Annotated in this window: 26 protein-coding genes and 2 tRNA genes; 13 read left to right on the forward strand and 15 right to left on the reverse strand. The window is 47.8% G+C overall.

The window, feature by feature from the left end; genetic code table 11:
- The 5 genes from PREDE_RS11530 to PREDE_RS11550 all read right to left on the reverse strand — a co-directional run bounded on the left by PREDE_RS11530 (window position 1) and on the right by PREDE_RS11550 (window position 5,788).
- The gene (locus PREDE_RS11530) at window positions 1–1,902 is read right to left on the reverse strand and encodes a heavy metal translocating P-type ATPase (protein ID WP_005847540.1); all 1,902 of its coding nucleotides are present in this window, start codon (window positions 1,900–1,902) and stop codon (window positions 1–3) included.
- 90 nt (window positions 1,903–1,992) lie between these two features.
- Window positions 1,993–3,051 carry a DUF4982 domain-containing protein gene (locus tag PREDE_RS11535; protein WP_005847538.1) on the reverse strand — a complete coding sequence of 353 codons (1,059 nt, stop codon included), beginning with the start codon at window positions 3,049–3,051 and terminating at the stop codon, window positions 1,993–1,995.
- A 113-nt stretch (window positions 3,052–3,164) separates the two neighbouring features.
- Entirely contained in the window at window positions 3,165–4,910 is a 1,746-nt protein-coding gene (locus PREDE_RS11540) for a M56 family metallopeptidase (RefSeq protein WP_005847534.1), read from the reverse strand.
- The gene (locus tag PREDE_RS11545; protein WP_235777536.1) at window positions 4,903–5,298 is read right to left on the reverse strand and encodes a BlaI/MecI/CopY family transcriptional regulator; all 396 of its coding nucleotides are present in this window, start codon (window positions 5,296–5,298) and stop codon (window positions 4,903–4,905) included. Before PREDE_RS11545 ends, PREDE_RS11540 begins: the two co-directional genes overlap by 8 nt.
- A 413-nt stretch (window positions 5,299–5,711) precedes the next feature.
- Window positions 5,712–5,788: transfer RNA gene (locus PREDE_RS11550), tRNA-Pro, on the reverse strand.
- A gap of 265 nt (window positions 5,789–6,053) precedes the next feature.
- Between PREDE_RS11550 and PREDE_RS11555 the strand changes: the two genes are divergently transcribed.
- Window positions 6,054–7,172, forward strand: a complete 1,119-nt coding sequence (locus PREDE_RS11555; protein ID WP_168109911.1) for a glycoside hydrolase family 43 protein — start codon at window positions 6,054–6,056, stop codon at window positions 7,170–7,172.
- Window positions 7,173–7,240: 68 nt separating this feature from the next.
- On the opposite strand, the gene PREDE_RS11560 is transcribed toward PREDE_RS11555, so the two are convergent.
- Complete coding sequence (locus PREDE_RS11560; protein WP_005847529.1) at window positions 7,241–7,732, reverse strand: 3'-5' exonuclease; 492 nt, start codon at window positions 7,730–7,732, stop codon at window positions 7,241–7,243.
- A gap of 429 nt (window positions 7,733–8,161) precedes the next feature.
- Here PREDE_RS11560 and PREDE_RS11565 point away from each other — a divergent pair.
- Window positions 8,162–8,235 (forward strand) — tRNA-Met (locus tag PREDE_RS11565).
- A gap of 341 nt (window positions 8,236–8,576) precedes the next feature.
- Here the strand turns inward: PREDE_RS11565 and PREDE_RS11570 are convergent.
- From PREDE_RS11570 to PREDE_RS11605, 9 genes are all read right to left on the reverse strand, one after another.
- Window positions 8,577–8,798 (reverse strand): hypothetical protein, encoded by a 222-nt coding sequence (locus PREDE_RS11570; RefSeq protein ID WP_005847525.1) that lies wholly within the window; start codon window positions 8,796–8,798, stop codon window positions 8,577–8,579.
- Window positions 8,799–9,046: 248 nt separating this feature from the next.
- A complete protein-coding gene (locus tag PREDE_RS11575) occupies window positions 9,047–9,292 on the reverse strand; it encodes a hypothetical protein (protein WP_005847520.1) in 246 nt (81 codons plus the stop codon).
- Window positions 9,293–9,588: 296 nt separating this feature from the next.
- Entirely contained in the window at window positions 9,589–9,747 is a 159-nt protein-coding gene (locus tag PREDE_RS14105; RefSeq protein ID WP_005847519.1) for a hypothetical protein, read from the reverse strand.
- 3 nt (window positions 9,748–9,750) lie between these two features.
- Window positions 9,751–10,041, reverse strand: a complete 291-nt coding sequence (locus PREDE_RS11580; protein WP_005847516.1) for a hypothetical protein — start codon at window positions 10,039–10,041, stop codon at window positions 9,751–9,753.
- 70 nt (window positions 10,042–10,111) lie between these two features.
- Window positions 10,112–11,056, reverse strand: coding sequence for a phage/plasmid replication domain-containing protein (locus PREDE_RS11585; protein ID WP_005847514.1), 945 nt, complete (start codon window positions 11,054–11,056; stop codon window positions 10,112–10,114).
- A 53-nt stretch (window positions 11,057–11,109) separates the two neighbouring features.
- Entirely contained in the window at window positions 11,110–11,637 is a 528-nt protein-coding gene (locus tag PREDE_RS11590; protein ID WP_005847511.1) for a hypothetical protein, read from the reverse strand.
- A complete protein-coding gene (locus PREDE_RS11595; RefSeq protein ID WP_005847509.1) occupies window positions 11,634–11,924 on the reverse strand; it encodes a helix-turn-helix domain-containing protein in 291 nt (96 codons plus the stop codon). Before PREDE_RS11595 ends, PREDE_RS11590 begins: the two co-directional genes overlap by 4 nt.
- Window positions 11,925–12,091: 167 nt before the next feature.
- Window positions 12,092–12,691 (reverse strand): hypothetical protein, encoded by a 600-nt coding sequence (locus tag PREDE_RS11600; RefSeq protein WP_005847506.1) that lies wholly within the window; start codon window positions 12,689–12,691, stop codon window positions 12,092–12,094.
- Between the two features lie 121 nt (window positions 12,692–12,812).
- Window positions 12,813–13,007 (reverse strand): tyrosine-type recombinase/integrase, encoded by a 195-nt coding sequence (locus tag PREDE_RS11605; RefSeq protein WP_005847505.1) that lies wholly within the window; start codon window positions 13,005–13,007, stop codon window positions 12,813–12,815.
- Between the two features lie 275 nt (window positions 13,008–13,282).
- On the opposite strand from PREDE_RS11605, the gene PREDE_RS11610 reads away from it, so the two are divergent.
- From PREDE_RS11610 to PREDE_RS11665, 11 genes are all read left to right on the forward strand, one after another.
- Window positions 13,283–14,512 (forward strand): site-specific integrase, encoded by a 1,230-nt coding sequence (locus PREDE_RS11610; protein ID WP_015310515.1) that lies wholly within the window; start codon window positions 13,283–13,285, stop codon window positions 14,510–14,512.
- A 25-nt stretch (window positions 14,513–14,537) separates the two neighbouring features.
- Window positions 14,538–15,740: a site-specific integrase gene (locus tag PREDE_RS11615; RefSeq protein ID WP_005847503.1), complete on the forward strand. Its 1,203-nt coding sequence runs from the start codon at window positions 14,538–14,540 to the stop codon at window positions 15,738–15,740.
- Window positions 15,741–16,317: 577 nt separating this feature from the next.
- Window positions 16,318–17,265 carry a hypothetical protein gene (locus tag PREDE_RS11620; RefSeq protein WP_004346438.1) on the forward strand — a complete coding sequence of 316 codons (948 nt, stop codon included), beginning with the start codon at window positions 16,318–16,320 and terminating at the stop codon, window positions 17,263–17,265.
- 2 nt (window positions 17,266–17,267) lie between these two features.
- Entirely contained in the window at window positions 17,268–17,756 is a 489-nt protein-coding gene (locus tag PREDE_RS11625; RefSeq protein WP_005847500.1) for a hypothetical protein, read from the forward strand.
- A complete protein-coding gene (locus PREDE_RS11630) occupies window positions 17,753–18,790 on the forward strand; it encodes a nucleoid-associated protein (protein WP_004346440.1) in 1,038 nt (345 codons plus the stop codon). Before PREDE_RS11625 ends, PREDE_RS11630 begins: the two co-directional genes overlap by 4 nt.
- 48 nt (window positions 18,791–18,838) lie before the next feature.
- Complete coding sequence (locus PREDE_RS11635) at window positions 18,839–19,570, forward strand: DUF6088 family protein (RefSeq protein WP_005847499.1); 732 nt, start codon at window positions 18,839–18,841, stop codon at window positions 19,568–19,570.
- On the forward strand, window positions 19,555–19,773 hold the full coding sequence (locus PREDE_RS11640; RefSeq protein WP_044127145.1) for a nucleotidyl transferase AbiEii/AbiGii toxin family protein: 219 nt from the start codon (window positions 19,555–19,557) through the stop codon (window positions 19,771–19,773). The genes PREDE_RS11635 and PREDE_RS11640 overlap by 16 nt, the downstream gene beginning before the upstream one ends.
- A complete protein-coding gene (locus tag PREDE_RS11645) occupies window positions 19,773–20,387 on the forward strand; it encodes a DNA alkylation repair protein (protein WP_004346444.1) in 615 nt (204 codons plus the stop codon). Before PREDE_RS11640 ends, PREDE_RS11645 begins: the two co-directional genes overlap by 1 nt.
- Window positions 20,388–20,400: 13 nt before the next feature.
- Window positions 20,401–20,994: a type 1 glutamine amidotransferase family protein gene (locus tag PREDE_RS11650; protein ID WP_005847497.1), complete on the forward strand. Its 594-nt coding sequence runs from the start codon at window positions 20,401–20,403 to the stop codon at window positions 20,992–20,994.
- A 444-nt stretch (window positions 20,995–21,438) separates the two neighbouring features.
- Complete coding sequence (locus PREDE_RS11660; RefSeq protein ID WP_004346448.1) at window positions 21,439–21,969, forward strand: HXXEE domain-containing protein; 531 nt, start codon at window positions 21,439–21,441, stop codon at window positions 21,967–21,969.
- A gap of 32 nt (window positions 21,970–22,001) precedes the next feature.
- Window positions 22,002–22,850 carry an AraC family transcriptional regulator gene (locus PREDE_RS11665; protein WP_005847495.1) on the forward strand — a complete coding sequence of 283 codons (849 nt, stop codon included), beginning with the start codon at window positions 22,002–22,004 and terminating at the stop codon, window positions 22,848–22,850.
- The last annotated feature ends 83 nt before the right edge of the window (window positions 22,851–22,933 follow it).

The following is a 22,933-nucleotide window of genomic DNA, read 5'->3' on the forward strand; positions in this document are numbered from 1 at the left end:
TTATTTCCCGCCGATGCGCATGGCGCGCATGGCGTTGAGCACGGCGAGAACCATCACTCCCACGTCGCCGAACACGGCCACAGGCATGGCCCACGAACCCATGAAACCAGAGGCAACGGCGAGCAGGATGCCCACCTTGACGGCGATGGCGAAGACAGCATTCTGCCGGGCGATGCGGATGGTGCGGCGCGAAATGCGGATGGCGAGGCCCAGTTTGGAGGGCTTGTCGTCCATGAGCACCACGTCGGCAGCCTCGATGGCCGCGTCGCTGCCCAGCGCACCCATGGCCACGCCCACGTCGGCGCGGGCCAGCACAGGGGCATCGTTGATGCCGTCGCCCACGAAAGCCAGGCTCCGTCCGGCGGCATTCTCCTTGAGCAACCGCTCCACATGGGTCACCTTGTCGGCCGGCAGCAGTCCGGCGTAGTAGGCATCGAGGCCCAGTTGCTGGGCCACCGTGCGCCCCACTTCCTCGCGGTCGCCGGTGAGCATCACCGTCTTGCTCACGCCCAGACGCTTCAGCGTGGCGACGGCATCGGCGGCGTCGGACTTCAGCTGGTCGGCAATGACTACGTGTCCGGCATAGACACCCTCCACCGCCACATGGACCACGGTGCCCGTATGAGCCTTGCACTTGTCGCAAGGCACCACGGCGGCTCCCACGGCAGCCATCATTTTCTCGTTGCCCACACACACCGTCCGCCCGTCTATCACGGCTCGAATGCCCAGGCCGGGCAGTTCTTCCACCTGCTCCGTGCGGCAGTTGTCATGTTCGAGAGGGTAGGCAGCGCGCAGGGCGGCGGCGATGGGGTGGTTGGAGAGGTGCTCCACATGGGCCGCCAGATGCAGCAGTTCGCGCTCGTCGGGCATGTCGGGGTGCACGGCCTCCACGGCAAACACGCCGCGGGTGAGCGTTCCGGTCTTGTCGAACACCACGATGCCCATGCGCGACAGGGCCTCCATGAAGTTGCCGCCCTTGATAAGAATACCCTTGGTCGAGGCGGCACCGATGCCGGCAAAGAACGTGAGCGGCACGCTGATGACCAGTGCACACGGACAGCTCACCACCAGAAATGTCAGTGCCCGGTAGAGCCAAGAGGGCAGGGCGGCGGCGTAGCCGGTGTAGAAGAAAGGTGGGATGAGGGCGATGGCCAAGGCCAGGAACACTACCACAGGCGTGTAGACGCGGGCAAAGCGACGGATGAAGGTCTCGCTGTGCGACTTGTTTTCACCGGCTTCCTCCACCAACTGGAGAATGCGCGAGGCCGTGGACTCGCCGAAAGAGTGGGTCACCCGCAGCTTGATGACCCCCGTGAGGCTCACGCAACCCGAGGCCACCTCGGTGCCCTTGGCCGCGTCGCGGGGCAGGCTCTCGCCCGTCAGAGCCACAGTGTCGAGGCTTGTGGAGCCCTCGACGACGGTGCCGTCGAGGGGTACTTTCTCGCCCGGCTTCACCACGATGACGTCGCCCGGCTGTACCGTCTCCGGGGCCACCGTCTCCAGTTGGCCACCCCGTTCCACGTGGGCCGTGTCGGGACGGATGTCCATCAGCTTGGCAATGGACTCGCGGCTGCGGTCTTCGGCATAGTCCTCGAACAGCTCGCCCACCTGGAAAAACAGCATCACGAACACGGCTTCGGGGAATTGCGGCTCGGCCCCCGGCAAGAAACCGATGAACAACGCCCCGATGGTGGCGATGGCCATAAGGAAGTCTTCGTCGAAGGGGTCGCCCTCCATGACTCCCTCTGCCGCCTCGCCCAGCACGTCGTAACCGATGAGCAGGTAGGGCACCAGATAGACAACGAGCTGCTGCCACACGGGCAAGCCGCTGTCGTGAGTAACGAGCCATGCGGCCAGCAGCAGCACGGCGGTAGCAATAATTCTCAGTAATTTGCGGTTCATAACTTTGCCTTGTTATCGTTTTCTGTGGGCAAAGTTACGGCAAATGTTTTGCAACCGAGTTGCAAAGTTGCGTCCCGCCCCCGCGTGCACCTACCGCACGGGGAGGGTGATGGCGTGGGTGCCGAGGGAAGAAGCCACGGAAATGGTGGCGGAGCCCCGTTTCTGACGGCTGCGCACGACGATGGAGGCGCGCCCTTTCCAGGTGGTTGCGCGGTTGGAAGTGAGGGGTTCGAGGTCTTCGAGGTCGGCGCTGCCGGCAGCCAGGAGGCGTGCGGGGCCGTCGACGCGCACCGTGAGGGGAAGCGAGGCATTGGGCACCACGCGGCCTTCAGCATCGATTACCTCCGCGGTGACATAGGCCAGCGACTGCCCGTAGGCCGGCATCGCCGTGCGGTCGGCCGTGAGCCGCACGGCGGCCGGGGCTCCGGCGGTGGCGAGCAGCACGCTGTCGGTCTCGCGTCCGGCGGTATCCACGGCCACGGCGCGCAGCTGCCCGGCGGCATAGGCCACGGGGAACACGGCCTTGAACTCCGTGGCAAGCGTGGTGGGCTTCTCGCCCACGAGCCGCCCATTGAGGTAGAGCCGCATGGCCGGAGCCTTGCTGCAAACCTCCACGTCGATGGTGCGGCCCTCCCAGCCCGGCCAGTTCCAGCTCTCCCAGGTGGGCCATACGGACCACTGCGTCTCCTTGATGTCGCCCTTTCTGCCGTAGCCGTTGGGCTCTTTCACGGCCATGTAGAGCGTGGGCGCGGTGTCGCGATTCCACAACATGTCGCGATAGTGCGAGATGGGCTTGCGCCATCCCGTGAGGTCCACATCGCCGCAGTAGGCCCCGTGGTAGGGGAACTGGTCGCGTTGATAGTGTTCGCCCGAGCTCTCGCCGGCGTAATGCCACCGCCCGATGCCCGACTCGCCCAGATAGTCGAGGCCTGTCCACACGATGTCGCCGATGATATAGGCGAAGTCGCGGGTGCGCTGCCAGTTGCGGAACGCGTCGCGCGGGTAGCTCTCCGTCTGCCAGAGGATGCGCTGCGGAGCCCGCACATGGTCGGCGGCGGCCAGTGCGATGAAAAGGAAGAGCAGGTTTCTGAATATGACGGTAGGTTGGATTGCTGCCGCAAAGATAGCATGATTTTGCGGAAACCGCACTATTGGGCCCCGGAAAAATGGTGCCGGCTCCTCCGCCAGGACAGTGCGGCCGCGGCGCGGCCCGCTTGGCGGGAGCGTGCCGGAAGGCCGGGGCGGAGCCTCCCGGGCGGCGCTTATTTCCTGCCGTAGACGGCCTTGACCACGTGCCAGTGCTTGCGGATGTCGTCGCAGCCGGCGTGTTTTTGGGCCATCAGGTTGTACAGTTGGTCGTAGCGGGTGCCTTTCTGCTTCTCGGCCAGGGCCCATTGGCGGAACTCGTCGGCCGAGGGATGGACAATCGTGAGGTCTCTGACGACGGTGTAATTGCTGATTCCCTGCGCTTTCAGTATGCCCTCCATGCGGCCGATTTCCTGCTGCGTGGCCTCGGTGCTGGCGTAGATATAGACCTTGAAGTCGGGGTGGCCGCGGCGCGTTTCCAGTTCTTTGCGTATGCCTTTGTTGCCGAAACGGTCGGTGTCCCACGCCGTCGCGCTGACGTTCATCCAGTTGCTTTTCTGGGCTGCTGCCGTTCCTTGGGCGAAGCCAATCTCGTTCCGGCCGGGCAGCATCACGGTGACGACGGGCAGTGTGGTGGGCCGCACGCTGGCGGGAACCTTGACTTCCCGGGTGATGATGTTCACCCACATGTGGTTCTTGCGGGCGTTGCGGCGAATCTCGACTTTCCTTACGGCCGCCGCCGGGAGGCGGGGCAGGCTCGATCTGCCGAACGTTGCGCCGTCGAGTTGCAGACTGGTTTGTGTGGCCTCGAAGGCCATGTGTGTGGCGCAGTCTGACAGATACGAGCCTTGCCCCACGTTTTCTATCCAGGTGTTGAGCGGGAAATGCACCACGTAGGCGTCTGCCACCTTGCGGCCCATCCGCTCCCGGGGCTTGAAGGTGACCATGGGCACGGAGTCGGCCGGAGCGGTGGCGAGGGCCGCGCTTCCGGAAGTTTGCCCTGCGGTTTCGGGTGTTGCGAAGGCGCTGAGCGCCAGCGCAACGAGCGGGACGAGGTACAGCGCCTTGGCGCGGGCCCGCTTGCGGGGATTGGATTTCATCATCATGGAAATTCTTTTTTGGATTAAACTGTGATTGAAACTGTTGGCAAGGGCGCAGGTTCCGGACCCCGCGACCTTGCGGACCAGCAGCATTTGATATTCTCGGAGGCCGACGCCCCGGCGCAGGGCATGGTCGTCGGCCTGGTATTCGTGCACGTCGCGCAGACAGTTGCCCAGCACATAGACCAGCGGGTTCCACCATTGCAGGGTCTCCACGGCGGCCAGCAGCAGCACGTCGAGCGAGTGGCAGTGCAGAATGTGCCCCTGTTCGTGCAGGATGATGGGGCGGCCGTGCATGCGGTAGTCGGCCTCGCCGATGACGATGCTCCGCATCCAGCTGAACGGTGCCACGTCTTCGGCATGGCAGTAGACGGTGCAGCCGTTCTCCCGCAGAGTCCACAGGCATCCGCTGCGGATGGCTCCCCGCATGCGGGCCACCTGCATCAGGTGCACGGTGCCCGTGGCCGCCATGCCGGCCAGACAGGCCCAACCCAGGACGACGGTCCACGGCAGCCCTGCAGCTGCGGGGGCGGCCATGTCGGGATCGGGCTGAGATGTTGGCTGCACCGTGGGTTCCGACCCCTCGGTCGGGGCGGGAGCAGGGGCCGCGGGCGGCTGTATGTCCAGGTGGGTGGTGTGCCATTTCATGGCGGGCATGGGCACATGGCACAGCGGAACCGACAGTGCCAGCAGCAGAATGCCCAGCAGCACCGCACGATTGAGCCTGAAGAGCCGCTCGTGCCTGAGCAGCAACAGGTAGGGAATGAGCAGCAGGGCCAGCACGGCGGCCGAGCGGAGCGAGTAGGAGAGCAGGTCATTCATAAGCCGGGGTTTCGCTGTAAAGGGTTGCCATGAGTTCCCGGAGCTCGTCGGGCGAGAGGTTCTCCTCCCTGACAAAGAAGCTGAACATCGACTTCAGACTGTTGCCGAAGAGGTCTTTCTTGATGCCGTTCATTGCGCGGCGGGTGTATTCGGCGCGCGTCACCAAGGGGACGTACAGCTGCGTCTTGCCCTGTCCTTTCACCTTATAATAGTCCACAAAGCCTTTCTCTACCAGTATTTTCATGTAGGTGGCCAGCGTGGTGTAGGCCGGACGGGGCTCCGGGCACCGCTGAAGAATGTCGTGCACGCATGCCGAATGATTGATGTCCCACAGGATGGACATCAGGTCGAACTCGGCTTTGGTCAGGGTCTTCTCTTTCTGTTTCATGGCTCCGGTGTATGGGTTTACACGGGCAAAGATAGGCCGCCGGCCCGTTTGCTGCAAGAGTTCTATTTCTAATCTTTTCGATATGGAACGCTATTTAACTTTTATTGTTCGTAATAAAAGGTTTGTTAAGAACCGCCGTACCGCACCCGTGACGGCGGTGGGGTGGGCGCGTGACCCGCCGGCGGCCCTGCAGCCGGGCGGTGGAGGCGTGGCGACGGCGGCTTTGTTGCGTTTTGATGACGGGTTTTTCGCGTGGCGACGACGGGTTTTTCGCAACGCGTTTACGGCGTGGACGCACGGCGATTGCACCGCAGCGGCGATGCGTTTGCGGCGTTGCAGCGAGGCCGGCAGTGGGTGGACGAGGATAAACGGCAAAGGCAAGCGTCTTGTTTTCAGACACTTGCCTTTGCCGTTGGTCGGGGCGACAGGATTCGAACCTGCGACCACCTGGTCCCAAACCAGGAGCGCTACCGGACTGCGCTACACCCCGCGGGGCAATTCGCAGCGGTCGGCCATGCGGTGATGGGTCCGCCCGCGAATTGCAGGTGCAAAGGTATCACATTTCCGCGACACCACCAAACTTTTCCCGCCTTTTTAGAGACAGTTCGCATCTTGGCAGCCCCGGCGGCGGAAGTCTTTGGGGGTGGCGGCGAGTCTTTCGGCGGGAGGCGGCCGGAGGGCAGAAGAATTTCAGCGGCTTTGCTTGCCGGAACAAAATTAAAGCCGTAATTTTGGGCATGTTTAAAACCATCAGCATGAACAAAACGCACGCTCTTTTCCTTTTGCTGCTTCTGGCAGTGATGCCGTCGTTTGCCCAACCGCCCATGCAGGGCGGGGAGTGGAAAGCCAGCGACGGCAAGCATGTCAACGTCCATGGCGGCAACATCCTCGCCCTGGGCGGCACCTACTACTGGTATGGCGAGGCCCGCTCGCACGACGGCAAGCCCTATTCTTCCTTGGGCGTGGGCCTCTATACGTCAAAGGATTTGCTGCACTGGACCAGCCGCGGCCTTGTGCTGCCGGTGAGCCGGGAGGCCGGAAGCGACATCGAGGGCGGGTGCATCATGGAGCGTCCGAAAGTGGTCTACAATGCCCGAACCCGCAAATACGTCATGTGGTTCCATCTGGAACTCAAGGGGCAGGGCTACGACGCGGCGCGCTATGGCATCGCCACAAGCGACACGCCGGCGGGGCCGTTCCGGTTTGTGCGCTCGGGCAGAGTCAATCCCGGCGGCTGGCCCATCGGCTTCTCCCTGCCCGACACCACCGACCTGCGTCACCAGCTCCTCTTTCCCGAGCTGAAAGCGTGGTGGACGCCCGAGTGGCGCACGCAGATAGAGCGTGGCATGTTCTTCGTGCGCGACCTCGAAGGCGGCCAGATGGCACGCGACATGACCATCTTTGTCGACGACGACGGCAAGGCTTACCATGTCTATTCCTCCGAGGACAACCTCACCTTGCAGATAGCCCAGCTGGCCGACGACTACATGTCGCACAACGGATCTTTCGTGCGCGTGGCTGCCGGGGGGCAGAACGAGGCCCCGACCGTCTTCAAGAAAGACGGCGTCTACTGGATGATAACAAGCGGATGCACCGGGTGGGCGCCGAACGCGGCGCGGATGTTCTGTGCAAAAAACATCTTCGGCCCGTGGAAACAGTTGCCCAACCCATGCCGTGGCGAGGGGGCCGACAAGACTTTCGGGGCGCAGGGAACCTATATCTTCGAGCTGACGACAGGCAGGGAGCGCAAGCTCTTCAAGGGCGCCGGCCATGTTTTCATGGCCGATATATGGAATCCGGAGCACCTCTCCGAGAGCCGCCATCTGTGGATACCCGTCACGTTTGAGGACGGCGTGCCCGTGTTGAGGAAATAAGGGAACAGTCGCCGCCCGAAATAAGCTTGCTGAAAAGAAACGCCCGCAGGGCCGGAGCCCCCGCCGTCTCAGAGCAGTCTTAGGGCAATGGCGGCGCAGGCTTCAGCGTCGGCCAGGGCGTGGTGGTGGCGATCCAGCCGGTAGCCACAGGCCGCCGCCACGGTATGGAGCTGGTGGTTGGGCAAATGGGGCAGGGCACGGCGGGCGGCCCGCAGCGTGTCGTGGAAAGAATAGTCGGGATAGTCCATCTGGTAGGTGCGGAAAACAGCCCGCAGACAGCCCTCGTCGAAGGGACTGTTGTGGGCCACGAGGGGCAGATTGGCGATGAGCGGCCGGATTTGGGCCCACACTTCGCTGAACACGGGAGCGTCGTCGGTGTCGCGTTGCGTCAGGCCGTGCACCTGTGTGCATCGCCAGGTGTAATAGTTGGGCTCGGGCTGGATGAGCGAGTAGAACGAGTCGGCCACTTCGCCGTGGCGCACAATCACGACGCCCACCGAGCACACGCTGCTGCGCTCGAAGTTGGCCGTCTCAAAATCTATGGCTGCAAAGTCTGTCATGGCTGGATGCGGGATGGACGATAGGTCTGAATCTGCACAAAGTTACGCATTTCGTCTCAACAAACGAACCCGGCCGCCGGGTTTGTAACAGCGGGCAAGGTTAAAAAGAGTGAACGGAGCCTTTCGTGCAACTTCCAACTATTTACTTCTTGTGTTCCCAGTTAATATATTATTGTTCGCGCGTGAGAAAGGCAGTGCGCTCCCTTGGTTCCATCCAAAATTTGGGCGTCAGGGGAGATCGACGGAACGTGGGAAAGGAATGGATTGGCAAAGCCTGCTGCCATGATGTGGGGCAGGACAGCACAGCCTTGCGCTTTCTTGTGGAATCCGCCTTCCATTCTTGGCAAAACAAAAAAGCCTAAAAGTTTGGTGGTTCCAAATAATATGCTTACCTTTGCAACCGCTTTCCAATAGGCAAGTTTACGATATGGCGGGATAGCTCAGCTGGTTAGAGCGTCGGATTCATAATCCGGAGGTCGTGGGTTCGGGTCCCACCCCCGCTACAAAGAATAGCTGGTAATCATTTGATTATCAGTCGTTTTTATTTTAACGGGGTGCAAATAGGGTGCAAATTACAACACGTACCTCACTTTTGCCACTTGGAAGCCTCATCTATCCAGATATAAAAAGACGGGTTACTAAATTGGTAACTCCATCTTACAGACAATAGCAAAACATTTATTTGCCATCTGGCGGGTTTTCTTTCCTGCTGTGGATAGTTCAGGCAAAAGAAATAATAAAGTCTCTTGTGGCTGCTGTTGAGGCTTACAGACAAAAAGAAGTGCCTACCATCTGGCAAACACTTCTCTTTATTAGTCAATCATTGAATTGAATATTGCTATTACTAATTGTTTTGGTCTTGTAACCGCTTTATCGCCTCATCACCTTGTTTTTCTGATTCCTCTTTACTTATGCCATATATAAGTCTATACAACAAGTCTAATTGCTCCTCACACATATTGTAAGCATCTATAATATCATCCTCGGTTAATGGTTCTTTCTTAAACACGGCTCTTGCTTCTGCAATAAGATAACCAAACTCTTCCACGATTTTTTCTTTGTCCATAATCTTAGTTTTTAATTAAATATGTCTATTTTTTCTTTGTCCAAAATTAAGTTCTAATTTCTCACCTCTTGACTTCATTTCATCAAGCTCTTTCTTGATTTCTTTTTCTCACTCGTTCTGCGGGGTTCTTTCTCCACTCCACAGCTTGGAGTATATCAAGTCTAAATCAAGGTCTGGGGAATTGACATATCCCTCATAACTTTTATACTTATGTCCCTCTGCGTCTATGTACATATTACTATGAAATGTTATTTGGCTTCTACGATTTCAAAGCCCATTTCCAACTCGTCTAACAATCGTTTGTAATCGGCCAACTGACACAATGGCCAAAGTTCCATCATTGTTAATGTGTCATGCCTGCCGTCTCTCGTGCTGGAAATGTGATTGATTGTTTCACACATAGCATCTAAAAGATAATCCTTTTCACTTTCAATGTTTTCTGACTTCCACTTTAATGTGTCTACCAAATCTTCACTTACTTTAATTTGTACCATAACATTTACATTTGAATTATAGTGCAAAGATAGTAAGCAAATATGAAGTTATACCAAATATTTAGTTAAATGATTTTTGTATATATTTGTTATTCAAATACCTTTACGCTTTTTTAACTCATCATTCAGTCTAATAACTTTCTGTATGTCATCATCTGTTAGTATTGGTATTCTATCATCAAGATTTGGCAAGTCTTTTATTTTAGCCTATAAGCGGGATGTACACCTTGTTTCCCAAACTCCTTGTTTGATAGCTTTCAACAATCCTATTTTATCCTCTCTGCTTAAAATAATCTTCATTCTTCTTCATCATCTTCTAATGGTAAAGACTTCATTAACTCTTCAAAAGCGTTTCCACCCTCATAGCATTCTGGTATATCCATGGTCTCAATATAACCTTGCTTCAACCATTTTAGTAAAATGATTTTCTTTTCTTTGTCAATATTCACTCTCATTGTTTATATTTTTGTAAGTTCATCTACTATTAAATCAAGTTGCTCATCGGACAACTTATTAAAGTCCACATTGGCACTTGCCGCCTGTTGCTTGGGTACAACATATTGCATCAATTTTTCAAGCATCTGCAAGCGGTCTTTGGGTTCAAGGGCTTTTATATCCCTCTCCATCTGCCTCCTGTTTTTGTCTATCACTTGGGCAACCCAATCTTTTACACTTGCCGTTACTTTGTTGGGAGTGCCTTTTTGCCTCCCTCCAATTCTGCCTTTTCCATCGTTTTTCTGTCTTGCCATACTAAAACAAACTACTTTAGTTTAGTGTTACCAATTTTTGGTAACTCATACAGGTTATTATAAAGACACATCACACATAAGCACCACAATTTCTTATCTCATCATCCAACTCCCTAATAAGTTCATCGGAAATGGTAATGTTGGCTTTTGTGGCAACATCTTGTATCTTGTTCTTTAGTCTGGTGTAATTCTTTCTATCGTCAAACACACCTGCCTCTTTCAGCTCATCCAAAAATCCCACTATCTGTGTTTGGCCTGTCTGGTTAATCAATCGTGCCACAAACACATTAAAAGCATCTGAAACAGTCTTTATTTCACTCATAACATTGGTTTTTATCTGGTTCTGTTTGGATATTGAAAAGTAACTATCTTGATAACGTTTTACCATCATTCTGTAAAAGTCATTATCATACAGGGTTGAGGCTTGCACCTCTGGCACTCCTAATTGGTGGGATAGTCTGCCGTTTAACCTCATTTCATATCTCAACAGGTTTGCCTCTTTCATACCCTCTGGGCACTCCATCCCTTTAGCTCTGGCATCTGCCATCTTATCATAGAAAGCAAACACTTTAGGTTGCTGCCTGCCTGTTCCCTTATAATACAGGGTTGAGGGTTCAAAGTGGTATCGGCTCAATCTGGGCATATTGCCCAACTTTGCAAGGTAATCTGGCACTTGGTGCATCATCAAAAAGTTTGTGCCAAACTCAATCCCTGTAACACTTGCCTCATCTGCACGTAGGTGCAAAGCATCACTTAACTTTGCTATTGCTTGGGCTGTTGTGTGCCTATCCAGAGGGTAAACATTACTCCCATACAGGTATTTGGGCAAACTCCCCACCACCGACAAACCACCGACAAAGATAGACACTTTCAATCCCTCCAGACTGCCAAAGGTTTTAACCTCCCCTGTCTGGTGGTTTATCTGGGTGTTAGCCTCTTCCAGATAGTTGGCTATAGTGGGGTATTGCTCCCCAACCATAGCACTATCAATCCAGAGTTTTACTTTATCGTACATCGGTGTTAATTGTTACCAATTTTTGCCCACAAACTACATATTATTATAAGGCATCATCCTTTCTGGGCTTGCTGTCTTAATGCCTCCAAAGCCTCATCAAAGCCACCCATCTTTAGTTGCTTGCAATAGGCACTAATAAGCACCTTTGCCCCCTCCAACACCACCAATTCAATACAGGTGGGAGTTAGGTTTGTTGGTTCTTTCTCATCTTGATAAACCCTAAACAAGTAGCCATCCCCCTTATACTCATAGAAAGGGTTTGGCTTTTCATCCTTGCTGTAGGTCGGTTTATCCATCGGATAGCCATAGGCAAAGCCACTCAATTTGCCCTCAATCCAAAAGTCTTTCAAGCCTGTAAAGTTGAGGCTGTTTTTGGCTTGCAACCTCATTGGGGGTGTGCTGCTCTTATCCTCTCTGCTTTGTGGCATCAAGTTCATTGAAACAAGCCCATCCCTGCCCCTTAATTGTTCCATTGGTGGGTAATACCCTGCTTGCTCTACAATCGTGTATTTTGGGGTTTTCTTGCCTTTCTGGGTAGTATTTACCAACTTGGCATAATAACGTATGTTGGGAGTGTTCATTGCTTGCCTCCTTTCTTCTGGGTGTATGCCATTGCCTTATCTGCCAACTCTGTAGCGGTGGCACTCATGTTGCTAAGCAACCACCCGTCCACATCGGTACGCTTGAAATAAATCATCTTGCCGTTTGGCTTGGAAAATGGTATTTCTTTGCTTGAAGTTACCTTGTAAAGGGCTGATTTGCTCATCCCCATATACAAACAAGCCTCATCAAATGTAAGGATAGGCTTTGTGTTAATCGCTACCCTGTAAGCTATTCTATTAGCTGCCTCTTGTGTCATTGTCTCCATATTGCTATGAATTATAATTTAACTTTAGAGGCTGTGCACCGCCCCAACCAACTTTTTGTTAGCTGTTGCAAAGAAAATAAGAAATGTAAGCAATTACAAATAAAAGAAATGGTGTCCAGTGGAGCACCACCAAACACCATTAAACACCATTAAAAAGGCTATTATTTCTATTCTAAAAGTCTTTTTTTTATCCCATTTATTTCACTATCAGAAAATTTACTTTTATTCAAATAGTTGTTATAACCGCTTTCAGCACCTATATTCCCAAACTCATTTTTTACTTCTTTGTATGTTGGTTTCAGAATTAAACCTATTTCCACACTTGCAAATATTACCAAAGCAACATTTTTCCCCCGCTTGCCATCAATCATTGAATGGAGCTTGTTTAATACTTCATCTTTATTTTCTGCTATTATTTTATCTTTGAAAGTCGTCTTACCTGTTAAGGCTTGCTCCTGTTGTGGTTGTTCTATCTTATCTTTGCAAGCCTCAACTATCCCCATTGCTTCAAATACTCTATCTTGTTGCTTCTGCTGTACTATTGAAATTCTGTTATTATCTTTTATCTCCTCTAAACCATCATTACCCCTATCACCTGTAAAAATTATCTCTGGGTCTGAAAGGGTGCGGGCTGTCATTTTGAGTAGTAAACTATCCAACTCGCCACAATTAGTAAAATATTCTTTAGCATAGGCAACTATACCACTCTTTGATATTGAGCCGCTCATAATACTATCTATAAAGTCTGAAAAATCATTTACATTCATATTATTTTCTCTTCATCATATTTTGATATTCCTGTGTTCTTTACATACCTTTTGCCGTCGTCATCAACTCTAACCACTACATCATCATTGAAATTCATGTAATATTTCATAATCTTATCTTTTAAATGTTTGTAATATCAATTTGTGGCAAACTATTGATTGCCGCTTTCTTCTGGTCGTCCAACGCCCTTACATACTTCTGGGTAAACTTTAGGCTGCTGTGCCCTAATAACTCGCTTACAACTTTTATGTTTGCCCCATTGCTTAACAGGTTGGTAGCAAATGAATGTCGCCCACAATGGAAAATATCATCCATTTGAGGAATTGGAAGAACATAGAGAATAAACCGGTAACAGGTTGTGAATTAGTCGATTTTCTATATTTTACGAGTGTGGCAGAAAAGCAATCCGGCATGGAATATTGAATCCTTTCGGTTACCAAACCGTTATCCGTTGGTTTCCCCAATGAAGAGAGGTAACGAAAAAAAAGGAGAGATTTCTATGGAGAGGTTTCTATCTCACTGTTCCGCAATGTTCTGCTTATCAAAGAACGCTTTAACAACGGGTAATTTTGCCCATAAAATTAAAGCATATGAAAATAGAGAAATTCAAGGTGTTGCTCTACCTCAAAAAGAGCCGATTGGACAAGTCGGGCAAAGCCCCCATCATGGGACGTATCACCGTCAATCGTTCGATGGTGCAGTTCAGTTGCAAAATCTCCTGTACGCCCGATTTATGGAATCCTCGTGAAAGCCGTCTGAAAGGCAAGAGCCATGAAGCCGTGGAGACTAATGCGAAGCTGGACAAGCTGATGCTCTCCATCCACACGGCATTCGACACGCTTGTGGGAAGAAACGCGGATTTCGATGCGGAAGCTGTCAAGAACCTGTTTCAGGGAAGCCTCGAAACACAGATGCCCCTGTTGGGAATGACGGACATCGTCTGTGAGGAACTGAGGAAGCGTATCGGGATAGACCGGGCAAAAGGAACCTACCCTGCCTATATCTATACCCGGAGAACCTTGGCAGAGTTCATCGAAAAGGAGTTTCGCACCAAAGACGTTGCTTTCGGTCAGATGACGGAGCAGTTTATCCACGATTACCAGAGTTTCATCTTGGACGAGAAAGGACTTGCCATAGATACCTGCCGGCACTATCTGGCTATCGTCAAGAAAGTATGCCGAAAAGCCTATAAGGAGGGACATGCCGACAGATGCTTCTTCGCCCACTTCAGTCTTCCCCAACCAAAGGAAAAAACGCCGAAAGCCCTAAGCCGAGAATCCTTCGAGAAAATCCGTGACTTGGTAATCCCCGAACATCGCGCCTCCCATATCTTGGCAAGAGATCTCTTTCTCTTTGCCTGCTATACGGGAACAGCCTACGCCGATGCCGTTTCCGTTACACGTGACAATCTGTTCACGGATGACAATGGCGGGCTGTGGCTTAAATACCGCCGCAAGAAAAACGAGCTTCGTGCCTGTGTCAAGCTGCTGCCCGAAGCCCTTGCCTTGATAGAGAAATACAGGGATGACGACCGTCAGACTCTCTTCCCGATGTTGCACTATCCCAATATGCGCCGCCTCATGAAATGTCTGGCTGTCCTTGCCGACATCAAGGAAGACCTGACCTACCATGCTGGCAGGCACTCGTTTGCATCGCTGATTACCTTGGAAGCCGGCGTTCCTATCGAGACCATCTGCAAGATGCTGGGGCATTCCAATCTGCAAACTACTCAGGTGTATGCGAAGGTTACGCCCAAGAAGCTTTTCGAGGATATGGACAAATACATCGAAGCGACAAAGGATTTGAAACTTGTATTATAACACCCCATAGATAATAAACGAATTTATGCGTAGTACATTTTCTTTACTACTCTATATCAATCGCAACAAGGTACGTGTGGATGGTACAACTTCCGTACTCTGCCGAATCTCCATTGACGGGAAAAGCACGACGATAACCACCGGCATCTCCTGCAATCCCAAACAGTGGAATGCCAAAAAGGCGGAGACCGTAGAGGTGCGGACGAACAATCGCCTGAAAGAGTTTCGCAAGCATGCGGAGCAGCTCTATGATGAAATGCTCAAAGAGCAGGGGGTGGTCAGTGCCGAACTATTGAAAAACAAAATTGCAGGTCATGCGGTCATTCCTACCCATCTGCTCAAAATGGGAGAAAGGGAACGGGAACGCCTTGCCGTCCGCTCCAAGGAAATCGACTCCACTTCGACCTACAGGAGTTCTCGGTATTACCAGAGTTATATCCGTGAGTTCTTGGACTCGAAAGGCAAGACAGACATTGCCTTTTCAGACATCACCGAGGAGTTCGGACGGGAATACAAGGTCTACCTGAAGCGGTACAAGAACTTCGGGGCATCGCAGACCAACCATTGCCTCTGCTGGCTGAACCGATTGGTTTACCTTGCCGTAGACCATGAGATTATCCGTGCCAATCCTTTGGAGGAGTTGGAGTATGAGAAGAAACCGTCCTCCAAGCGAATGCATATCAGCAGGACTGAACTGAAACAACTGTTGGAACTGAAACTTCCCGCCAATGACCCATTGAAGGAATTGGCTCGCCGGGCTTTTATCTTCTCCTGTTTTACAGGACTTGCCTATGTCGATACCCAGCTGCTGTATCCGCACCATATCGGGCGAACGGCAGAAGGGAGACGGTACATCCGAATCAATAGAAAGAAAACAAAGATAGAGTCATTCATTCCTTTGCATCCGATAGCGGAGCAAATACTTGATTTGTACAATACGACCGATGACACACAGCCGGTCTTTCCGTTGCCGAGCAGAGACTCTATGTGGTTCGAAATACACGAGCTCGGTGTTATCATCGGGCGGAAGGAGAACCTCTCCTACCACCAAGCCCGACATAGCTTCGGCTCATTTCTGATTTCCGAGGGGATTTGCACGGAGAGCATTGCCAAGATGATGGGGCACGCCTCTATCACCAGTACGCAAACCTATGCGAAGATTTCCGAGAAGAAGATTGCGGAGGATATGGATAGGTTAATCGAAAGAAGAAAGAACAATGAATATTGAATTACCATGAAAAGAGAAATCATAACCATCAGCGAGAATGGGAATATACACATTCCTACGACTACCATTTGGATGTCTGTTTGTGAGATTGCCGACCTGTTCGGTGTTTTACAGAACTAACTCTGTAATCTTCTCATCATGTTCAGAAAAGATGTTTTCTATGAGAATAGAAAAAGACACTATGCTTTTCCATAAGGATTGTTTGGTGAAACTATGCGATATAGATGTTTCTGTTTAATTGTTTTTACGCTTATAAACGCGGAAGTCAAGGATTCTCTGCTGATGGTAGTCAGTAGAGAAGACCAACTCTAAGAGAAAGCAAGTCTTCAATCATCCACAGTTATATGCTTCCTTTCGGAAGTACTTAAAAAAGATTTTCGTGTTTTCTTTGGTAGAAACACGAAAAATGTATACCTTTGTGACGACTTGGAATACAACTCTTCAAAAGAGTTTAGAACAATGATATGGTATTACAAGTCATTCACCTCTATATGAGATTAACCTGAAAGAAAATAGGCAGGCATTAATGATAGAGGTGATAATTGAAGGAAGAGTGTAGTTTTTTAATATAGTAGCTATGGCAAAAAAAAGAAGAAATGTTGATGTCCTATCAGTTAATCTCCGATTTATCGATGACAGTCATATTGTCTCTTTTGTAGATATTCTTAATTATATAAATGGCAGAGAATATCGGTGTAATGAGAAAATATTCAATCTTAACATGTTACGTACAGATAAGGCGGATTGTGATTTAGGTATTATAGTAACGACGCAAGATTCTGACATTCCTCCAAAACGAAATAAGAATACGGGTAATTATAGTCCGGTTCAAATTAATACTACTGAAGAAGGATTTGCATATGCCAATATTTTCCTGTACGATCATCGGAGAAATATTTTATTGTATGAAATAAATCGTAATGGTTGTTATCCCAATCAATTTCGAGAATTTATTTATTCACATTGGAATGCAGATGAAGATAATGTAAAATTTGATTTGACATTTCCTTCTGTGGTAAGAGCAAATGAATATGCTCGAATGCTTCGAATGGATAGATATAAAAAAATAAGCATCCAATTATATAATCCAATTGAGTTGCAAAATTGCATTGCAGAGGAGAATCTATCGATTTATGAGAATATTTTAAAGCATAACATAGAGATGGGGACTCAAAGTAATGCAAATACTATAACGATAGAGCAAGTAGCATTACGGAAAAGAATCAATCCTATGGGATTAAGCCGTTCTATGGTAAAGGGATTAGTTGATGCTGTCAAACTTAATATCGTAGATTGTGGACATCGTCAGAATGTACAGACATTACGAGTAGAGGGTTATACTTCGGACAGCGAAGATCCTAATAGATGTAAACCTATTGATATTATTGCAGACTCTTTTGATGAATATTTTAAAATTACTGATATTCAAGTCCATAGAGATGTTCAACAAATTGAAAGAAAAGAGGGAATAGAAAATTTATATGATAAACTACTACCTGAAATAAGACAATTAATAGGATATTAATTATGGGAATATTTGGAAAGTCATATCGTTATTGGGTGGAAACCATTGGAGGATTGCTTGCTGGAATAATTGTGTGTATCCTATTATTCATCGTTGATCCTCATCTTTCAAATTGGAAAGATTTTGTCAAGGAAATTCCTTCAATAGGGATGTGTACTTTCGGCTTTTTATTGACACTGCTAAGCATTATATTACAAGGAAATAGTTCTACAATTGAGTGGATGAAAAGCCGCAAAACGTTATTTGATAGATTCATTCAATATAACAAGCATATTGTAATTCTTTCTTTTATAATATCCATTTATGCTTACACGCTTCGATTTTTTAATTTTCAATGGTTAATACACGAACTAAGTTTAGAGACTAATCCAATCATTCCTCACATTAGAAGATTATTAATAAGTGTCTTTGGAGGATTGATCACTTGGTTTGTAATTGACACTTTTCAATTTATAGAAATGTTTTACCTGTTAATAAAAAAAGCAAAATGATATATTGTGAAAAATCAGCATTAAAGTATGTGATCGTACATATAGTTGGGAATAAGTCATTTAATGAAAATGTTATTTATTCTGCATCAGAAACAATTCTTGATGAGGATTTAGTAGGTGTTTTAAACATGTATTATTTGCAGTCTTTTAAAACTGAAGAATACTACCAACTCTACCACGAAAGTGATTTGGTATTAAATGAGGTTTATACCTATGTCTCCAAGATTTTCGATGAGCCTAAACAACTTTATGAACAATCGGTAAATCTGGCAAAACATTTGTATGAGCAAAGCACCCACCCTAGAATCAAAGGTGGTGAGTTTTATACCGTGTATTTCAAAGATTGTATATTTGACGGAGAAACTCTTGATGCGGTTGGTTTATTCAAATCGGAGAATAAAGAGACTTTTTTGAAGGTGTTGCGTGAAAACGGCAGTTTCAACTTAGTGAGCGACAAGGGTATCAACATTAAAAAGCTGGACAAAGGCTGCCTGATTTTCAATAAGGACAGAGAAAACGGATATGTAGTTGCTGTGGTTGATAATACCAATAAGGACGTAGAAGCTCAATACTGGATTGATGATTTTCTACATGTCCGACAACGGAAGGACGAATATGCTAATACGCAAAATTTTATGGCGTTAGCAAAGAACTTTGTAATCAAAGAATTGCCTAAGGAATTTGAGGTTTCCAAAGCAGACCAAATTGATTTGCTCAACAAGTCGTTGCATTTTTTCAAAGAGAAAGAAACTTTTAATATTAATGATTTTTCCCATGAAGTAATTGCTCAACCCGAAGTGATTGAAAGATTTCATCAGTATAAGCAAGAGTATGAGGACCAAAGTGATATTGTCATCGATAATCAGTTCAAAATTTCCGAATCCGCTTGTAAAAAGCAGCAGCGCTCCTACAAACGTGTCATCAATTTGGACAAGAAAATCCAAATCGTCATTGCCGGCAATCGCCAAAATATAGAACAGGGAAAAGATGATCGTGGAAAATTTTACAAGGTATATTATACAGATGAAGAGTGAATTGTGCGACAAATCATTCGTGTTTTTGTTGGAGTAAAAAACGAATTCATGAACGAAAATATTTCAGAAATAGTAAGAAGAAAAATAGAGAAAACGGATTGTGGCATCGTGTTTTCCGCGAGCGATTTTCCTGTTGAAGTTACCAAGCAAAAAACAGTAAACAAGGTCTTGGAAAACTTGACTAAAGCTGGTGAAATTCGACGTTTGTCGAAAGGTCGATATTACAAAACAAAAATGACAGAGTTTGGTGAGCTTATGCCCAGCAGTTATCAGATTGTAAAGGACTTACTGGAAGAGAACGGCAAACTGATTGGTTATATTACAGGATATCAAATTTTTAATGAGCTTGGATTGACTACACAAGTTTCTGCCATTTTGCAGATAGGAACCATCAAAGATAAGAAAAGCACAAAGCGTGGTTATTACAGGATGAAATTTATAAAACAATGGAATACAATCACCAAAGAGAATATTCCTCTTTTGCAGTTGCTCGATTGCCTTCGTTTCTTCAAAAATATTCCTGACACTAACCCTGCGGATAGCAGTAAAAAACTCTTGGGACTATTATCTAAGTTAAGTGAAATTCAACGCAGCAAAATAAAAAAATTGGCTTTAAAATACACTCCGCAGACAATCGCATTATTGGGTGCAATGCTTGAAGTGTTGAATCCGAACGAAGATGTTCTGATATTGCAAATGTCGCTTAATTACCAGACATTTTATAACTTATCAATTCCGCAAGAAATATTGCCTAATCAAAAGAAATGGAATATAAGATGAAACTGCACGAAAATCAACCTCTGTTTGCCCAACCACCCAATTTTGCAGCAAACATCTTGAATATAAGACCAGAATTTATCGAGAAAGCTTATTGGATTACTCGTGCGTTACAGAGAATGTCTCAAAATGTCAATGCCGAAAAAGTAGTTTTCAAAGGAGGAACGTCCCTCTCTAAGGTCTTAAATAATTTATTGATTCCGTAATGTGCATAGATAAAGTATTAAGTGATATTATAGCAATTAAGAATGGCTTTCAGCACATCCTTGATGGGGCTGATGGAATCCTTTCGACATACTCAAAGGAACAGTGCTTTGAATTTGCTCTTGAATTGTTTAAGCACGAAGCCTATCAAGCCCGAATGTTGGCAACAACGGTATTGGGAAGATTGGCAACAACGAATGATGATGCCCTTTATTTTCTGAAAGAGCAAGTCAGCACAGACGAGAATTGGCGAGTTCAGGAAATGCTTGCAAAGGCTTTTGATGAGGTTTGCAAACGCAGAGGATATGAAATGTCCTTATCTCTCATCGAAGAGTGGATAAATGACGATAATCCGAATGTAGTCCGTGCCGTAACAGAAGGGCTGAGGATTTGGACAAGTCGCCCATTCTTCAAAGAAAATCCATCGGTGGCTATTGCATTAATCAGTAAGCATAAAGCACACGAGAGCAAATATCTTCGGAAATCCGTAGGAAACGCTCTAAGGGATATAAGCAAGAAGCACGCAGAATTGATACGGCAAGAGGTGGAGCAATGGGATTTATCCAATCCTCGAATTATGTTCACTTATAAACTTGCAGCGAAGTTGTTAAAGTAAAAAAGATATATCAATGAAACAGAAAGTATTATTTATCATATTGAATGAATACACAGATTGGGAGGGGGCTTTTCTCTCCACGGCTCTTCATGTGGGCGTGATACCGGGCGGTGAAATAAAATACGAAGTGCATACCATTGCCCCGACATCGGACGCAGTCCGTTCCATCGGAGGTTTCAGAACCTTGCCCGATTATTCTTTCGAGAATATGCCGAAAGATTATGCCGCTTTAGTGCTTATCGGTGGCAACCGTTGGGACTCTCCTGAAGCAGAACTTTTCGTACCATTGGTACGGGAGGCTTTGGATAAAGGTAAAATCATCGGGGCGATATGCAACGGTGCTTCATTCCTATGTTCACACGGTTTCCTGAACAATGTAAAGCATACAGGCAACGGTCTCGACCAACTCAAAAAATGGGGCGATATCGTTTACACTAACGCAGAAAACTATGTGGAAGCACAAGCTGTTAGTGACAAGAATATTGTTACGGCAAACGGTGTAGGGCATTTGGAATTCACTCGAGAGATGCTTCTATTGCTGGAAGCCAATACTCCGGAAAACATTGCGTCATGGTATGATTTCTATAAAAACGGATTTGTGAGATAAAGTTATTTTTCTGAAATTATATGGTCGTAATGTCAAACATAAAAGCCACGTTTTCGTGCAATTTACAGAGCGTTTGGCAAGTTGTAACATCGCTAACAGACTATTCGTGGAGAAGTGATGTTGAAAAGATAGAGGTCATATCAGACACGCAATTTGTAGAAATAACGAAGAGTGGATATAAGACAACTTTCACGGTAACAAGACAAGAACCTTTTTGTCTTTGGGAGTTTGACATGGAGAATGACAATATGAAAGGACATTGGATCGGTGTTTTCAGTGGCAATGAAAAGAATGCTACGATTGACTTTACAGAACACATTGAGCCTAAGAAATGGTTTATGATTCCATTTGTGAAGATTTATTTGAAATATCGGCAAGCCAAGTATGTCAGAGATTTAAGAAACGTGTTGAAAAGAGTACAGCCATAGATTTTTGGAAACCATTATGATGAAATTAGAATTAATAATGCTGCTTCTCCCTGTTGTGTTCATGCTTCACGAATACGAAGAGATTATCATGTTCAGGCATTGGCTAGACAGAAATAGGGATGAATTGAAAAGGCGTTTCCCGAAATTCGAGCGGTTTCTTGCACGCAGGAGACATTTTGATTATTCCACAGCCACATTTGCCATTGGGACTGCCCACGAGTTCATTCTGATTTCCCTCATTTCTTTCTGTGCCGTATGGTTGGGTGCTTATCAATGGTGGTTCGCTGCATTTGCAGGGTATTCCTTCCACCTTATAGTACATCTTGCTCAATGGACAATATACCGAAAATATATACCTGTTATCATTACCACATTTTTGACTTTGCCTTATTGTGTCTATGCCTTTGTTGAATTGGAAAAGACTTCCATTCTATCTCCTTTACAGATGTTCTTATGGTCAGTTGTCGGGATTATCCTTACAGTGCTTAGTTTACTCTCTGCTTTTTTCGTGATGAGCAAATTTCAACAATGGCAGGAGAAACATTGAGAGCGTATTGTCAATATAAAGTAATAGAAAGAATGTCCCGATTCCCCATCCATAGAAGTTCGCAACTCACAGAATTCGGAGTATATCTGAAGACGGTCGCCTTTCGGACATCGACACCTTCAGAAAGATATGCTTTCTCCCATACCGATGATTATTATTTCTTCGGCTTCATAGAGGATGGGCAATGCCGTCTGAATATTGATTTTGAGGAATACACTTTCGGGAAAGGAAGCCTGGCTATCATCCGTCCGGGACAAGTACACCGTATCATCGACGCTTTCAATCTTTCCGCAAAGTTCTTGGTTATCGACTCGGTATTGGTGGATAAGGAGGAAAAACGAACGCTTGAGAGATACGGTCGCCCTCAAATACAACTATCCGACATATCGGAACAGAAACTATTATTATCACTTCTTGACTGCAAACTGAGTGGCATGGAAAATCCATCTGCCAAAGCAGTCGTTCAGCGACTGACCACCGTCATTGTAGGGTTAGTCGTGGAGAACATTGTAAATGTAACGATAGCTCAATCCAAATTACAGGGGACAGTGACCAGACACAAGGAAATAGTATGGGAATTTCGGGATTTGTTGGAAAGCAATATCCGAAGCAACCGTTCGCCATCATTCTATGCCGGGCGGCTGAACATTACCGTTGCCTACCTGAATGAAGCTGTAAATTCTGTTCTGGGGACAAGTGTGAGCCACCATATCCAAAACGAGATTATTTTGTTGGCTAAACGTCAATTGGTCTATACTACAGATTCCATCAAAGAGATTGCACATAGTTTAGGCTTTAACGATTACTCCTACTTCACACGGCTGTTTACCAAGGTTGCAGGCGTTTCTCCCGCGCTCTTCAGGAGGACTTTCCACGAATAGTGCTATCATTACCATTGTCCGTCTATTGTGACAGCTTGTATCCCACCGTACCTTTGCAACGAACTTTATTCACTTAAAAAGAT

Origin of the sequence: Prevotella dentalis DSM 3688, assembly GCF_000242335.1 — a bacterium.
In the GTDB taxonomy this organism is placed as follows: domain Bacteria; phylum Bacteroidota; class Bacteroidia; order Bacteroidales; family Bacteroidaceae; genus Prevotella; species Prevotella seregens.

Excerpts from the sequence above, each read along its gene's own strand:
- PREDE_RS11600 (WP_005847506.1), bottom strand. The coding sequence starts at position 12,691 with ATGAATGTAAATGATTTTTCAGACTTTATAGATAGTATTATGAGCGGC.
- PREDE_RS11555 (WP_168109911.1), top strand. The coding sequence starts at position 6,054 with ATGAACAAAACGCACGCTCTTTTCCTTTTGCTGCTTCTGGCAGTGATG.
- PREDE_RS11605 (WP_005847505.1), bottom strand. The coding sequence starts at position 13,007 with ATGGATGATATTTTCCATTGTGGGCGACATTCATTTGCTACCAACCTG.
- PREDE_RS11585 (WP_005847514.1), bottom strand. The coding sequence starts at position 11,056 with ATGTACGATAAAGTAAAACTCTGGATTGATAGTGCTATGGTTGGGGAG.
- PREDE_RS11625 (WP_005847500.1), top strand. The coding sequence starts at position 17,268 with ATGGGAATATTTGGAAAGTCATATCGTTATTGGGTGGAAACCATTGGA.
- PREDE_RS11590 (WP_005847511.1), bottom strand. The coding sequence starts at position 11,637 with ATGAACACTCCCAACATACGTTATTATGCCAAGTTGGTAAATACTACC.
- PREDE_RS11630 (WP_004346440.1), top strand. The coding sequence starts at position 17,753 with ATGATATATTGTGAAAAATCAGCATTAAAGTATGTGATCGTACATATA.
- PREDE_RS11650 (WP_005847497.1), top strand. The coding sequence starts at position 20,401 with ATGAAACAGAAAGTATTATTTATCATATTGAATGAATACACAGATTGG.
- PREDE_RS11595 (WP_005847509.1), bottom strand. The coding sequence starts at position 11,924 with ATGGAGACAATGACACAAGAGGCAGCTAATAGAATAGCTTACAGGGTA.
- PREDE_RS11645 (WP_004346444.1), top strand. The coding sequence starts at position 19,773 with ATGTGCATAGATAAAGTATTAAGTGATATTATAGCAATTAAGAATGGC.
- PREDE_RS11615 (WP_005847503.1), top strand. The coding sequence starts at position 14,538 with ATGCGTAGTACATTTTCTTTACTACTCTATATCAATCGCAACAAGGTA.
- PREDE_RS11620 (WP_004346438.1), top strand. The coding sequence starts at position 16,318 with ATGGCAAAAAAAAGAAGAAATGTTGATGTCCTATCAGTTAATCTCCGA.
- PREDE_RS11560 (WP_005847529.1), bottom strand. The coding sequence starts at position 7,732 with ATGACAGACTTTGCAGCCATAGATTTTGAGACGGCCAACTTCGAGCGC.
- PREDE_RS11530 (WP_005847540.1), bottom strand. The coding sequence starts at position 1,902 with ATGAACCGCAAATTACTGAGAATTATTGCTACCGCCGTGCTGCTGCTG.
- PREDE_RS11545 (WP_235777536.1), bottom strand. The coding sequence starts at position 5,298 with ATGAAACAGAAAGAGAAGACCCTGACCAAAGCCGAGTTCGACCTGATG.
- PREDE_RS11610 (WP_015310515.1), top strand. The coding sequence starts at position 13,283 with ATGAAAATAGAGAAATTCAAGGTGTTGCTCTACCTCAAAAAGAGCCGA.
- PREDE_RS11640 (WP_044127145.1), top strand. The coding sequence starts at position 19,555 with ATGGAATATAAGATGAAACTGCACGAAAATCAACCTCTGTTTGCCCAA.
- PREDE_RS11665 (WP_005847495.1), top strand. The coding sequence starts at position 22,002 with ATGTCCCGATTCCCCATCCATAGAAGTTCGCAACTCACAGAATTCGGA.
- PREDE_RS11635 (WP_005847499.1), top strand. The coding sequence starts at position 18,839 with ATGAACGAAAATATTTCAGAAATAGTAAGAAGAAAAATAGAGAAAACG.
- PREDE_RS11540 (WP_005847534.1), bottom strand. The coding sequence starts at position 4,910 with ATGAATGACCTGCTCTCCTACTCGCTCCGCTCGGCCGCCGTGCTGGCC.
- PREDE_RS11660 (WP_004346448.1), top strand. The coding sequence starts at position 21,439 with ATGATGAAATTAGAATTAATAATGCTGCTTCTCCCTGTTGTGTTCATG.
- PREDE_RS14105 (WP_005847519.1), bottom strand. The coding sequence starts at position 9,747 with ATGAGAGTGAATATTGACAAAGAAAAGAAAATCATTTTACTAAAATGG.
- PREDE_RS11580 (WP_005847516.1), bottom strand. The coding sequence starts at position 10,041 with ATGGCAAGACAGAAAAACGATGGAAAAGGCAGAATTGGAGGGAGGCAA.
- PREDE_RS11575 (WP_005847520.1), bottom strand. The coding sequence starts at position 9,292 with ATGGTACAAATTAAAGTAAGTGAAGATTTGGTAGACACATTAAAGTGG.
- PREDE_RS11570 (WP_005847525.1), bottom strand. The coding sequence starts at position 8,798 with ATGGACAAAGAAAAAATCGTGGAAGAGTTTGGTTATCTTATTGCAGAA.